The sequence below is a fragment of the Moritella sp. Urea-trap-13 genome (genome assembly GCF_002836355.1).
GTDB lineage: Bacteria > Pseudomonadota > Gammaproteobacteria > Enterobacterales > Moritellaceae > Moritella.
In genome coordinates this window covers 88774-103510 of sequence record NZ_PJCA01000029.1, presented here as the reverse complement: position 1 = coordinate 103510, position 14737 = coordinate 88774, and the positions used below count along the sequence as shown (strand labels likewise).

General features: G+C 38.8%; 11 protein-coding genes. 9 read left to right on the top strand and 2 right to left on the bottom strand.

Annotated elements, in window-relative coordinates; genetic code table 11:
* Nucleotides 1-329 precede the first annotated feature (329 nt).
* From CXF93_RS07335 to CXF93_RS07325, 3 genes are all read left to right on the top strand, one after another.
* Entirely contained in the window at nucleotides 330-1118 is a 789-nt protein-coding gene (locus CXF93_RS07335; RefSeq protein WP_101061775.1) for a hypothetical protein, read from the top strand.
* Nucleotides 1119-1561: 443 nt separating this feature from the next.
* On the top strand, nucleotides 1562-2227 hold the full coding sequence (hxpB, locus tag CXF93_RS07330; RefSeq protein ID WP_101061774.1) for a hexitol phosphatase HxpB: 666 nt from the start codon (nucleotides 1562-1564) through the stop codon (nucleotides 2225-2227).
* A gap of 570 nt (nucleotides 2228-2797) precedes the next feature.
* The gene (locus CXF93_RS07325; protein ID WP_101061773.1) at nucleotides 2798-3115 is read left to right on the top strand and encodes an HPF/RaiA family ribosome-associated protein; all 318 of its coding nucleotides are present in this window, start codon (nucleotides 2798-2800) and stop codon (nucleotides 3113-3115) included.
* 80 nt (nucleotides 3116-3195) lie between these two features.
* Here the strand turns inward: CXF93_RS07325 and CXF93_RS07320 are convergent, their stop codons facing one another.
* Nucleotides 3196-4101 (bottom strand): LysR family transcriptional regulator, encoded by a 906-nt coding sequence (locus CXF93_RS07320; protein WP_101061800.1) that lies wholly within the window; start codon nucleotides 4099-4101, stop codon nucleotides 3196-3198.
* A gap of 180 nt (nucleotides 4102-4281) precedes the next feature.
* Here CXF93_RS07320 and CXF93_RS07315 point away from each other — a divergent pair, with 180 nt between their 5' ends.
* From CXF93_RS07315 to CXF93_RS07290, 6 genes are all read left to right on the top strand, one after another.
* Complete coding sequence (locus tag CXF93_RS07315; RefSeq protein WP_101061772.1) at nucleotides 4282-5280, top strand: NADP-dependent oxidoreductase; 999 nt, start codon at nucleotides 4282-4284, stop codon at nucleotides 5278-5280.
* Nucleotides 5281-5362: 82 nt separating this feature from the next.
* Nucleotides 5363-6031: a DsbA family oxidoreductase gene (locus tag CXF93_RS07310; RefSeq protein WP_101061771.1), complete on the top strand. Its 669-nt coding sequence runs from the start codon at nucleotides 5363-5365 to the stop codon at nucleotides 6029-6031.
* Nucleotides 6032-6439: 408 nt separating this feature from the next.
* Nucleotides 6440-7597 carry an HNH endonuclease signature motif containing protein gene (locus tag CXF93_RS07305; RefSeq protein ID WP_101061770.1) on the top strand — a complete coding sequence of 386 codons (1158 nt, stop codon included), beginning with the start codon at nucleotides 6440-6442 and terminating at the stop codon, nucleotides 7595-7597.
* 189 nt (nucleotides 7598-7786) lie between these two features.
* On the top strand, nucleotides 7787-8224 hold the full coding sequence (locus CXF93_RS07300) for a hypothetical protein (protein WP_101061769.1): 438 nt from the start codon (nucleotides 7787-7789) through the stop codon (nucleotides 8222-8224).
* A 193-nt stretch (nucleotides 8225-8417) separates the two neighbouring features.
* A complete protein-coding gene (locus tag CXF93_RS07295; protein ID WP_101061768.1) occupies nucleotides 8418-9527 on the top strand; it encodes a site-2 protease family protein in 1110 nt (369 codons plus the stop codon).
* Nucleotides 9528-9798: 271 nt separating this feature from the next.
* Nucleotides 9799-12888 (top strand): hypothetical protein, encoded by a 3090-nt coding sequence (locus tag CXF93_RS07290; RefSeq protein WP_101061767.1) that lies wholly within the window; start codon nucleotides 9799-9801, stop codon nucleotides 12886-12888.
* A gap of 165 nt (nucleotides 12889-13053) precedes the next feature.
* Here CXF93_RS07290 and CXF93_RS07280 read toward each other — a convergent pair whose 3' ends face one another.
* Complete coding sequence (locus CXF93_RS07280; RefSeq protein WP_232784135.1) at nucleotides 13054-14478, bottom strand: discoidin domain-containing protein; 1425 nt, start codon at nucleotides 14476-14478, stop codon at nucleotides 13054-13056.
* Nucleotides 14479-14737 lie beyond the last annotated feature (259 nt).

The window sequence follows — 14737 nt, the reverse complement described above, 5'->3', positions numbered from 1 at the left end:
TTAACTAGCCGTTGATAAAGTACAACCGTCACTTATAGGCGGCTTGTAGTAGTACAGTGAATTTGGCTACGGCTTTGAAATTTCCAATACAATTTTGTAATGCATAATTCGTTATTTTTTATAGAGCCACCTATAACTACAAGTCTCAACTTTGCGGGATCACATGCTCAAAACATAGCTATTAACTAACAGTTAATGCATTGATTTTAAAAATAGTTTAAGGTAGCACCTTGATTTTTACAGATGTTTTTCAAAATCACTTATAAAGACGCCTGTATAATAAGCTGTTAAATACTAAGACGTTAGCTGACGTTGGAGTTTAAATTATAATGAATGATTCAGAAACGTTATCTGATAAAGTTAGTAGGTTTCAAATGTACTATTTGGATCTAATTAAGACGGCAGAGTGTGAACCGAACCTTGCTAACCAAAAAGTCCATTCTAAGATTCTTTGCTGTTCAATATTTGATGCTATTTCAAAAAGTGTGTTCCCTGATATAACCTCTAATCGCGAACGCTTTGTTTCACTTGTTAGATTATGCGAAAGCTGGCCTGAAAGCCAAAAAATTAGTTTGCTTCATTTGGTAAGACTGTTTGAAGTAACACAAAATTTGCCATCTAATGTAAAGAAGCTCAAAGAGTTTTCAGAGAACACATTTTCAAAATTATTTCCTATATCGAACGGACTAGATACTGAGAATAAACCAATCAGTTTGGATACAGATATTGACAGTATTTTACTTCATTGGCCTAAACAAAATGGTAAACCAATCAAGATTGGCAGAGTATTACCACATCAATTCAAGCATGAAAACTTACTTTGGCTCTATAGAAACTCTGTAGTACACGAGTATCGAACCCCTGGGAAAGGTGTAGAACTAGGGCAATATAATCCGGAATCTGCCTTCTACCAAAAAGTATCAAACGTTAGTTCCTTCACTGATAAAGGAATTATTTACTCTAATCAATGGGAGCTTGTGTATCCAGCTAGTTTCTTTGTTGAGCTTTGTAAGCAAGCTATCAATGTAGCGTCTGCAATCCACTTAAAAAATAATACATGTCCTTTTACGGCTTATTCCGAAGGCACTTATTGGATTCCAGATTTTAATAATATTTAAATCAGTAACAAGGTATTTAAACAGAACTAAAAAGTGGATTAGGTTTAGCTGCCCTACACATTATAACCAACGATTTTAGTCGCCTTAATTCGGAGCTCATCCAACTTTGTAATACTTTCTGTAATGCGAACAGTGCCCTTTGATGCTAATACTCTAAGCCGTTTATGTCCATAAATGGTTTAGGATGCTCGATCTAAGCTTTGTGATCTCTCTAAGCCTAATTTGCACCAAAGTAGCTTAGATCTACAACTCTCTCATAATATGTTGATACCGATTAACCATAGATTTAGTTATGTGCGGAGTAGGAATCATTTTTCATACACATACCTTGCAAGAATTAATCGAGAACGGTCGATAGGGTTTAACTTGCAGTATTATATTGGTAAGGTGTCGTAAATAAAATCAATGACAAATCCCCTCTGTTGGGCTCTAAATGGATCGCTATGATACAAGCTGTAATTTTTGATATGGATGGAGTTCTTATTGATTCTGAACCCATGTGGAAAGAAGCTGAGAAGCAAGTCTTTTCTTCTGTCGGAGTTGAAGTCAGTGATTCGCTATCGGCTTATACTGCCTCAATGACGACACGAGAAGTTACCGAGTTTTGGTATAGTCATTTTCCTTGGTCAGATAAAAGCTTAGAGCAAGTCGAGAATGAAGTTGTTGAACGCGTGGAATTTTTGATTTCTGAAAAGGGGGAACCGATGGAAGGTGTGAAAGAAATTTTAGATTTTTTTCAACATCAAAATATCAAAATAGGCCTTTCAACGAACGCTCCTTTTAAATTAATATCGGTAGTGCTAAGTAAACTTGATATTGCTCACTACTTTCAAGCTATTTCTTCTTCAGAGCATGAAGCCAAAGGAAAACCTCATCCAGCGGTGTATTTGTCTACCGCTAATAAGCTAAAAGTTGAACCTTCAAAATGTATCGCATTTGAAGATTCAGTGACAGGGATCATGGCGGCAAAAGCGGCAAACATTAAAACTATTGCAGTACCACCGAACTTAGAGTTTACAGACGACAAGTTTGAAATATCTGACTTTAAACTTAGGCGGTTATCAGATTTTACCTTTCTCCATCTAAAAGAAATCGCAAACCATATCTAGTTTAAAGCTTTACCCTTAAGCTGTTATATCCATATACCAGTTAGAAAAAGGTCTTTCTTATTTAATGATCTGCTCGGTCTTTAATCTCATCTTTTTTCGTCTTCTCTTGGAAAGACGGCCTGCTCTTTTTATGGTCACCTAAAATCCCTTTGGCTAGGCATATTTTATAAGCTGGGCATTTTTTGCAACTAAAAACAGCCGCTATTGGACATAAAGTCATAGTGTATTTTCCTTAATTGTTTGAAAAAATTTAAACAGGCATTGATGATTTTTGAAATATTAGAATAAATTGGGACACCAGATGATACCTCTAATGATTAGAAAGGGGATTCAAAGTGGCCTGTGTCAGTTAGCCAAAGTAAGGTTTAATCGCTTGATTCATTCCTGTGTTTATCCTGAGGTCAAAGCTGCTTTTGCATTGCGATGTTTGCGTTAACTGGTGTTCTTAGCTATATCTATGATATTCAAATAAATCAGACGTAGATATAAAGGTGCAACAATTTAAATTTATTGAATCAAAATTAGCGCTGTTATGCCTACCATAAACTGTAAATTACAGGGAACATGACCATGAAAATCCAGATCAATACAGATAAGAACATCTCTGGACAAGATGAACTGACTCAAAGTGTCGAAGATGTTTTGAGATCCGACCTAAGCCGCTTCAGTGAACAGATCACGCGTATTGAAGTACATTTAAGTGACGAGAACAGCTCGGCCAAGTCTGGCGCGGCGGACAAGCGCTGTTTGCTGGAGGTTAGGCTTGCCGGGGAACGACCAATTGCAATCAACGAGCATGCGGAAACGATTTGGGAAGCGGTTACAGACGCGAGCCAACAAATGGTTAATTTGCTAGAAACTGAGTTGGCTAAGCATAGCAAGTGGTAACCGTTAGCCTTTTGAAGGCCTAGCAAGCGCACAAAGAGCGTCGCAAAAATCGCACCGCCTTGTGCCGCTCGTATCCAATCCTAATAAACCCCTTTAACTCTTTCAACTAGAAAGTCCACTGCGGCTTTTATTTTCGGTACTTGATAGCGCTGCTTTTGATACAACAAAAATACCCCCAAGTTAGCCTGCTGCGTGATATTAATGCTTGGTGTAATAGTCAGCTCTGTGAGTGCACCGGATTCAATATACGGTTTTAATGCCCAGCGTGGCATCAACAAAATACCTAATCCTGCCACGGCTTTCTCTACTAGCCATTTGCCATTGTTGCTGATGAGAACCCGCTCTGCGGAAACATCATGCCACTGATTATCTATTTCACAGATCCAAGGGGTAGGGCCATTCGGGGCTTTAAAATACAGGCCTTTGTGTTGCTTTAACTCCATGGCATTAACGGGCACACCGTAGGTTTCTAAATAACTGGGGGCGGCGACGGCGATGAAATTATTATCCATCAACTTGATAGCCAGTACGCGTTCATCGGGTGCATAGCCGCCACGAATAGCGAGGTCGACTTCATCACGACCTAACGTCGATAAGTCATCACTCAGGCTTACATTCAAGGTGATCTGCGGATATAGCGCTCTAAATTCGTCTAACAGCGGTAATAATATGCGTTCACCAAAACCCACCATCGAGCTGATATTCAGCACGCCCATTGGTGTCGACTGATAGTTTCTTACCGTTTCATCACTGTGTGCTAATAAAGACAGCACTTCGTTGACCTGTTGATAATAGATTTGACCTATTTCAGTTAAGCTCACCGCTCTTGTCGTACGTTTTAATAGCGTAGCGCCAAGGCTTTTCTCTAGGTCTGCAACCCTGCGCGACAACGATGAAGGCGGCACAGAAAACAACTCAGCGGCTTTACTAAAACTGCCATGTTCTACCACTTTTACAAAATACTTTAATGCTCTTAATTGATCCATCATTCACTCTCATCGCCATTATTGTCTTTATAACAATAAACATTCGCTAATTAGTATCTATATCTTACATTAAAATAAGACAATAATGACTCATAGTTAATTATCTTTCAGACAATATGACTCACCTTTAAGACAGTACTCTTAACCTTTAAGACAATATTAAGCACAGGAAGCAAGCACATGACAACATATACAGCGATCAATCTTATTAAACGTCCAACTGGCGGTCCAATCAATGCAGCGCTATTTGAAACAGTGCAAAAACCAATGCCGACTGTGGGCGAGGGCGAGTTTTTAGTTAAGCAAAGTCATATGTCACTTGATCCTGCTATGTTTGGCTGGATGAGCCCTGATACCAACAGCTACATTCCACCAGTAGGCTTAGGTGATGTGATGCGTAGTTCTGGTATCGGCGAAATTGTCGAAAGTAATCACCCTGATTTTAACGTTGGGGACCGCATGATGGGCATGATGGGTTGGCAGGAATATTTCCTAAGCAACGGCCAAGGTCTAAATAAAGTAACAGCGCCATTACCTGATGAAGCGATATTATCAATTTTTGCGTTACCTGGATTAACTGCTACTCAAGGTTTATTTAATGTGGGTAAACCTAAAAAAGGTGAAACCATTATTGTTACGGGTGCAGCAGGTTCGGTTGGCTCTATTGTTGGTCAGTTAGCAAAAGCAGATGGCCTGAAAGTAATTGGTGTTGTTGGCAGTGACGAAAAAGCTGATTGGATTGTTAACGAATTAGGTTTTGATGCAGCGATTAACTACAAGAGTGATGATTTAGACGCGCAACTTGCAGAGCATGCCGCTGATGGTATCGATTTGTATTTTGAAAATACCGGTGGTGCGATCCAAAGTTTAATTGTTGATCGTATGAATCCACATGGCCGTGTGATGGTATGTGGTCTGATCGCGGATTACGCTAACGAAGTACCAACACCAGGTCCAAGCTGGTTGAACGTGATTAAACGTCGCCTGACTATTCAAGGTTTCACTATGCCGGATCATTTCCACGAAGTACCTGCATTGTTAGAAAAACTAACACCTTACGTAATGGCCGGTAAAATCAAGCACAGATCGCATGTATTAGAAGGCTTGGAATCATCTATTGATGGCTTAAACTTATTCTTTACTGGTGAGAACAAAGGTAAATTGATTGTAAAACTTTAATTACCAATGTAGTGACTGTTTTATGAAGTAAGTGGCTAATCGTCACTTACTTTTTGTTTTATTAAACGGGATTAAATTTAACATGAGTCAATTTAACATGAGTCAATTACAAATCGATATTGTGTCAGACGTGATGTGCCCTTGGTGCATCGTTGGATACAAAGGCTTAGAGTCTGCGCTGGCACAACTTGCGCCGGGCATTGAAGCGACAATCAACTGGCTACCGTTTGAACTGAATCCGCAGATGCCGAGTACAGGTCAAGACATGCAAGAGCACTTGGTTGAGAAGTACGGTATCAACGAACAGCAAAGTGCGCAGAACAGAGAGATGATCAGTCAACGCGGTAAAGATGTTGGTTTTGATTTTAACTTTAATCCCAATATGCGCATGATCAACAGCTTTGATTTACACCGATTATTAGCGTGGGCTAACGAGCAAGGCAAGCAACATGCATTACAAATGGCCTTGTTTAGCGCGCACTTTACTGACAATGTATCTTTGAGTGATGATGCAACGCTTATTAAGGTCGTTGATTCAGTTGGTCTTGATGTTGTAGTAGCTAAAAACATCCTCGACTCTGATGAGTATGCTGCGCAAGTACGTGCAGAACAAAAGCTGAGTATGGACAGGGGCATTAGTTCGGTGCCGACTTTCATTATTAATAATCAGTATTCTATTGCTGGTGGCCAAACTGCAGATACATTCAAGCAGGTATTAACGGAAATTACCCAAGAAATACAAGGTAAGTAATGCAGTGCGTCTTTAATGGCTAGTTATAGCTAGCCGTTAAAGGTGCCAAGTTTATCCCCGCCTATTTATAACTCCCATTAAAGCTTTTATCCGCCAACTTTTATCGTTCGTATATAAACACTGGCATAGACCGTATTGGTCATTGCTTGGTTGTTAGCTAGTCCTTATCTTATAGTCGTATCTGCCAGATTCGAAGTGTTGTTATCCCATTCGATAAATACGCTGAACTGTTGTGCTTGGCGTAAGTATTTATCAATAATACGATCTAGCATTATAAATAATAATAAGTTAATTATTCAATCGGTTATAATTAATTTAGATATGATGTAACGAACTGATGGACAATTTATTAGTCACTGTGAAATCCCATTAAGTGGGACTGATTCAGAACTTTAAGGATGATGTAGCATGAATTTAAAGAAAGAGAAAAACTTCGATTTTGATCGCAGAACTAAAATGATTATCGAGAATTTTGTAAATAAATTTGATGATAGTAAAAAAGAGGATGCTGACGTATTCATTAGTCAATGTATTGATGCCATAGCTAATGACCGTATGATTATTAGAGATATAATTAAGGAGGAAAACAAGAATATTGTACTTTCTATTGAATCTAGGGAAGGTAAGAAAGATGAGGTTGCACAAAAAACAGGTCGAATTGAGTTTGGTGTCATTGATAGCAATCACGTCGGCATAATTATCATGTTTAAATCGGGATTAGATGACATCAATCTAGTTGAAGCAATGAATGCTCCTTTTATAGACATTATAATTAAGGGTCATACGGTCAATAAATTAAAGAGAAGTGATACTAAATTTAATCAATGGTTTTTTGATAAACATCCAAGTAAGAATCATGGGCATTTATTTCATTATTTAGGCATGAAAATAAATTTAAACGATACACCTATAAAGAATTTAAAAGAATCGTTTCAAAAATTAATCGAGCATAAGCCATTATTTGAAATTCAGCATTCTATTTTATCTCTTTGGTTGAATGACAAAACGACTTTAAAAATAAATGATATTGAAGGTAAAAGTAACCAAGTAATATCATCAAGTACTCCCACTACATCAAGAGGGAAAACTGAACAATTACATCGTATTGGGCAGGGGGCGTTTAGAACTGCATTGCTAAATGAAAGCAAAGAGAGGTGCATGATATCTGGAAATGTACCAAAAGAATCATTAATAGCATCACATATAATACCTTGGAGTCCTAAATCTGACTTTATAGCTGAATCTGGAATTACTAATGAATTTAAAGAAATTAAAAATGAAATTCCAGAAGAAATGTTGAATGCGTTTCGCCTTAATCCTAATAATGGGTTAATTTTAACAGCTGCTTATGACTCATTGTTTGATGTGTTTTTGATGACTGTATTACCTGATGGCAGCCTTAAATACAGTAGTAAATTTAGTCAAGAACAATTAGGAAATCTAGGGCTATGTAAGGGTGACAAGAAAATAGTGTCAAAAGAATATTTGACCGAAGAGCGAATATCTCATCTTATATTTCATAATAATATCTTTGATTATATTGAATCTAAAATAGCGAAAGAGTAAATAGACTCTTTATTTTCAATTGCTTATAGTATATGTGAACCTCAAGTTTAAATGGTTTTATTCTTTAAGTGATTGAAATGTAAGTACTGTTGTTTAGCTGTGCTTTCATGACTAAGTGAATTTGTATAGCTAATTTACTCTCGAGCTAGAAAGTTAATATAACTATTCATCTAGTTAATAGGGCAAGTTATGAAAAATATAATTGAAAACACAAAACAAGCGACACCCAAAAATTGTTCCGTCAATATTTCAGCTTCTTTTGAACTCCAACTAAAATATCATTTTTCTGATGTTGAAATACAAGAATCAGGAGGATTAATTACAGATGCTTTTGATAACTTGATATTTGCAATTGAAGAGGACTTCTCTTCTATCAGTATTGATATCTACTTTGAAAGCGCTAAAAGAAGGCGAAAAGATAATACTTACAAACTAACGGGTAGTATCGAACGATGTTATTTATTTTCTGAAAACGATATTGATGACGATGAAGAACTTTTTGATGGTGTATTTGAAAGCGAACTTCAAGACATGAAAATGGCTGTAGAGCATGCATGTGGAATGGGTTACGAGTTGATTATTATTAACTTTAATTGGATTTATGATGAAGTTGTTAATGTGTACTAGCCGTTTCCAGGTTTCTGTTAGTCAGTGATGCTTCGCTTACGGTAAATTTAGGGTACTGTTATCGGTTTTTTATTTTTGCTAATGCCTTTGCTAAACTTTTTGTTATACTCTGCCATCGACAAACATACTGTCACGGCAGTAATTTAAATTCTATTTACTCGGCCTTACCGCCGCATAAATACAAAGGCTTAACTTGGAATTATTAAACATTGACTGCCTTGGCAAATCGCTACGGCTAGAAGGCTCGTTAGCGGGCTGGCAACAAGTATTTTGGGGCGACAAACTCGTTTCAGTAATCAACGCGTCTAGTGATAACGAGGGCAGTAAAACGCACGAATTTGAACTCATGCAACATAGCAATGAGGCTCTAGACTCGCAGCCAGCTGCTAACATTATCGTCAAGCTCACCACAGATCTGCTCTGGCAACCCTTCAAAATCGATTATGCGCTGTATGTGAACGAACAGCTTATTAACGAAGGTCAGCGCGACACCAAAGATATTGAACGACAAACCCCGCAACATCCGGTTGCCGTACAGAAAAAATTTAGCTTAATTGGCTTGGGCTCGTTGGCACTTAAATTATTAAAAAGTGCCAAGGTTATCAAGGTTGTATTAGCGGGCGCGAGTCTAGCGGCTTATTCATGGTTATTTTCATGGGAATTCGCACTGGCCTTAATCGCTTGCTTAGTATTTCATGAGTACGGTCATGTTAAAGCGATGAAATACTTTGGCATGAAGACCAAGGGTATTTACCTGATCCCGTTTATGGGCGGTTTAGCATTAGGCGATGACAAGATTAATACTCGCTGGCAAGATGTCGTGATCTCGATTATGGGCCCGACCTTTGGCTTGCTCATGTCGTTGCTATCACTTATAGCTTACTGGGCAACAGGGGAGATATTCTTTGCTGGACTAGCTAGCTTTAACGCCTTGCTGAATCTCTTTAACTTGTTACCGATTTTACCGCTAGATGGTGGTCACATCCTTAAAAGTATTAGCTTTTCGATGAACAGTATCGTTGGGCTGGTGGCTTGTATCGCTGGTGCAGTAGCAGGGATATTTATCAGTTATAGCTTAGGACTAGCGCTGCTTGGTTTCATGCTATTAATCGGTAGTGTCGAGATCATATTTGAATGGCGTAACCGTCATCAAAGCCATTTATTGCCGCTGGATAAATACGGACAAGTGTTTTCTGCTATCTGGTATATGACTACAGTTGGCGCTCTTATTGGCGTTATTTGGTACTTTGCTGGTATGGGCGATGAATTACTTGCTATGCCATTGATGATATTACAAAGCTAGTTACTAGCTAACGATTAGCTGTATTATTATCAGTATCAGTACTATTACCAGCCGATTGCAACTTAGTTTCTGCAATCGGCTGATTATTCCCTCTGTAGTTATCGTTCCGTATTACACCAATCCCACAATTGCCAGTTAAATAGATCCTTAATTTATATATTTAAGACACACTGTTGCATTTTTAGAGTAAAAGTTCTAGAATCGCCAAGATAAATAAAATATTATAAATTAAAAAATGTCTAGCATGGAGAGCTGTAACTGGGATCTGTACATGATAACAATACGAAGATTAACAATTATACTTGTTGGCACAATGCTTGCTGCTGGAACTCTGTCACTATCTGGTTGCGGTAGCAGCGGTAGTGATGATGGTGGTAATAAAAGCACCCCATCAGATAAGACTCAACGCCGTGCTCTAGAAGTTGAAGACATTACAAGTAACTATACTGAGCAGTTGTTTATCAACCCATGGGTTGACAATATCATGGGCACTCCAACTTACCGCTTGATTGATAGTATCCCAGAACATATTGCGTACATCGATCCTCAAAATGGTAAAATTTCGGTATCCAGTCCAGGTACACTCACGATTGAAGTGACAGATACTAGTACGGTATATGAGGATTCGATCACCACCTTTACAGTTACAATTGACAAGGGCATTAACTACGCACTAAGTGCGCAGCCTCAATATATCTCAGTCGACAGTATCGGAGTCGTTAATGCAGAAAATAACAAGGGAGCGGTGAGTTACAGGCTTGCAGATGACAGCCTAAGCCTTCTCGCTATCAATGCCGAAAGTGGTGAACTTGAACCCCATCATGTAGGACACGCTACTGTTATCATTGAAGACGCGGGGAATGACAAATATGCCCCTGCGAGTATCAATATTCCAGTTTTCATTAAAGCGCTCACTCCGGGTATTGTTGAATGTACCAACTTTACCGATATTGTATATTCACAAGGGTTGACCTTGTCGCCGCAATGCTTGAGCGGGGATGACGGCACTAAATATAATTATAAGATTTATTCCGACGGCAATATCGATCAAGACGTGATTGATATTGATAGCCAGAACGGTTTGATGACGGTCAAAAAAGTGGGACATACAGTTGTTGAGGTTACGGTAACTTATGATGATCGCTACAATGAAAATTCTAAAACGGTGTATTTCAGAGTTGATATTTCGCAGGGTCACCGCCAGACTATAAGTGTTGAAAATCAGATCTTTACCTATTTAGATAGAAAAATAATCCAACCGAATGTGAGCAATGTGGTTGGTCATCCACGCTATGAAATTGAGGACGGCAACAATGTTATCAAGATCAATGAAATATCGGGTTATCCGCAGATCATTGGTGTTGGTACAGCTAACATCAGAGTGATTGACAGCAGTAACTCAAACTATCCGTCGTCATTGAATGATTTTCATTATACCGTTACCAAGGCGCCGCATCCCGGTCTTAAATCTGATAACAAGATTAAACGCAGCTATGCCGACGATTTAGTCATCACGCCTGAAATTGAGGGGCAGAAAGGAAAACTGGTTATTACCAGTAATTCTTCTGCGGTTGTTATTTCTGGTCAGCTTGTTGAAGTTAAAAAGGCTGGAAAAATAAAGTTGACAGTCAAGGATCTCGGTGACGATTTTTATCTTGAGTCTGACCCCGAATCACTGGTTTTGGATATTGCTCCTGGTGATCATCCGGCAATGAAGGTTGCAGGGCTGACTACCGACTATGCCGCGGGCTGTTTCTCTATTAGCCTTTATGTGCAAGGTAACAAAGGTCATCTTGTGACAATGGCCAATAGTGATGAGAGCATTGCGAAATATAATGAAAAATTAAAGTGCATTAATTTGTTTAAGGCTGGTTCGACAACTCTTTCTCTTTATAGTGACGCGAGTGCCAACTATAAGCAGTCTAAGCCAGTAGACGTGCCAGTGATCGTCAATAAAGTGGGCTCAACGCTTAAAGCAGCGGGTAATGTTACGAGTAATTACGATACGACTCTGCCGACAATCCAAACCCCGACGATTTCTGGTTCTCACGGTAAACTGACGTTTGCATTGGCTCCTGAGTCAGCGACAGACGTGGTTAAAATGAATGATGATGTCAGTACGAGTGGTGGCTCGATGACAGTGCTCAATGCTGGCACTACTACGATCAGTGTTACCGACAGTGGCACTGAACAGTACGTGGGAAGTATGGCCTATTTCAACGTCACTGTAGGGCAAGCGGAAAACCGACTTAGTGTTGCCTATCCGCTAACTGTATTTGAATCGGGAAGATCTATCACGCCAGTATTCAGCAATAGTGCTGAAGAGATGAAGATGACTTTCGAGTTAATTTCGGGCCATGACAAGGTCGAATTAGTAAACCGCAGCACGGGCGAGCTTAAAATTAAAAATGGTGGTGATTACAGTCTGAAGGTGAAGGCGTCATCACGTAACTACAAGTCAATAGAGCTGACGGTGCATGGTAAGGTGGAAAAAGCGCCTCATCCAGGTCTTGCAACTCCGATTGTTAATATTGAATATACACCGCTGAAAAAATACAGATTGGAACTGAATACACCAGCAATTGGTACTCGGGTCTTTGCTATTGATCCTGGGTTAAGAGATGATTTCGCTAAAATAGATTCAAACACAGGTGAGTTAACTTTACTTAACTATGATATGCCGAATATGATTCGCGTGCATATTACTGAAACTGGAAATGGTAATTATGAGGCGCTTAAAAAAGTGCTACAAAAAATTATTGTTACAGCACCTAGCAAAGATGCTTCGCACCAAAATTTGACCATTGGAAAAGTTGGAACGCTTTTTTCCAGCCGTCTCAATCAAGAGACTTTTAAAGCGCTGAAAGAAACCAAGGTCAGCTTTGCTGGCATTGTTCCGGTTAAGGCAAATGATAATCAGCTTCAAAAATTTGGTATCGGAAGCAATTTGATGATCAAAATGAAACCGGTCGATGAAACTGCAACGATAGAAAATATGAAGCAAGTATTAGTTTATGTACAGCGTTTTGATGGCTGCAGTTCAACCTATGATATAGATAGTGTTTCTAATGGTACTGCTAAACCAGTGGCGATGGTAGATAATGTGGCTTGTTCTAATGCTGGTGGTGTGACTCAACGTTACCTCAAATTTATTGTTGTCGATGATCATCACCTTCAACCTGGAGATTGGGAAGCCGTGACACCATTTGTGATCTATCGTCATTCCAGCCGTAAGTTTAAGCCGACGTCTTACGGTGGCTGCTATGTCTCGACTAATAATAGCTCGTGTACAGGTGGAATAGAGCCGGAGTCAAATATTCATGAGTGGAATCTGGTAGACGTGAAGCTTACTAAAGAGTAGCCATAAATGGTTAAAGTGTAGTCTCTAGCATAGTGCGGAGCATCCTAAATTTAGACTATACCCCTCGCTTACGTTTGTCTGAATTTACAGGCAAACGTAATCCGAGGTTTTTGATTAAAGTGAACAGAGCTTTGGTTTACGGCTCTTGTTTATTGCTCTTTTCTGTTACTCTTTTCTGTTTAATCTGGCATCTTTTATATCAACAAGATTAATGTTTGCTCTACCGCCTGTTGCATGCCAAAAGTTTCGACTTGAAAACGCGCCGCCATTGTAAATCTTGTGCTTACCATCAGTTCTGGCAAAGTTGGCTATATTGGCACTTAGTTTTTCCCTCATCACGTCATCAAGAGGTTTGTCTTTCTTGGTTAACAGCACGACTAAGGCTCTATATGAAGTTTGAGCATTGCCTAACGCTGGTTTTATTTCTTCATATTCAGGGCTGTCTTTCCACATGTTATAAACGGTTTCACTATCTAGATCCCAAACATCTTTATCTTGCCCATCTGGAGAGCTAATTAACCCCATAAGGTAGAGTTCGATAGGCGCAAATTCACTTTCGTTTGTCAGAACACCTTCCACATTATCCCAATGAGAATAATAAGATTGTTTAATTATCCAGTTACCCCAGCGATGAAACATTTCATGTAAAGACGCATCAAGGTGCATCGCCTTCAAAATACTTTGTTTATTCATTGAACCATAAAGTGTGAATATACCTTGCAGTGTCCCTTGTGCTCCAAAGTCTTCACTACTGTCGAACTGATGTAGACCTAATCCTTTGGTATCATTTTTCACAAAAGAAAACTCACCAAATGGCATTCCTTGCGGTCGTGTATCGTTGTTCATAACGTACATGATAAAATCAAAGTCATCGTTGAACTGAGAAAGTATTTCTTTGGTTAGGTTTTTGGCATGATCACTGCCATTAATTCCCTGGCTATTCCAAGTGTGATATTCGTCTGCACTTAATTGAACGTTAATAAAATCATCATTTTTATTAATCATGATCCTACTATCTTTAGGTAATTCGACATCATCACCCTGAGACATCAGCTTCACTTCTGTGATTGCAATGGGTTTGACGTTATTAGGAAAGTAGAAACGGTAATAGCTGTAATCGGATTGGCTATCTTCAGGAATATTAAAGGTTTTAGTCTCCCGAGAATCAAATTCCATATCCTGTTGTTCATCAATTGTTATCCACGATTGTCCATCTTGGCTACCCTGTAGCTGCCAATTCTCAGGGTACATCTCATTACTTTCCCCTTGAATAGAATATGTTGTCACTATCTCTGGTTTAGCAAGTGTCTGCATTAACCATTCATTAGATTGTTGGCTTGGACGCCAATAGGTATTTAATCCATGATCTTGTGAGTATTCGTGGGCGATATTGTCAAATGCAAATTCAGCCATTTCTGGGTATGAGCGATAACTGTCAGTATATATCCAAGCATAACTACTGGCTGTTGCGGCTTCTTTTCCAGACACAAGAGTCAAATTTGTGTCAGGCGCTGAGATCGCCATTGGCGAAGCACTTAAAGCCAATAATGTAATGGCTAATTTATGTTTTTTAAAATTCCGTTTTTTCATGAGTCCATCCTATCTGTGTAAGAGTTCTTTTATTTATTAGAATTAAACAGTTAATTCAATTCATCGTTGATATTAGGAGACTTTTTATTTTACTTCCACAGCAAGAATGTTTAGTTATCAATGTTTTAATGCCTAGTTTTATGTTTGTTTCTCATTAACTTTATCCAGCTTTAGCTAGGTTAAAAAATTATTACTCCTAATTAAGTGATGCGTTTCCAATTAATCATCAATAAGATTTTACTCCGACCTTAGTTTCTTG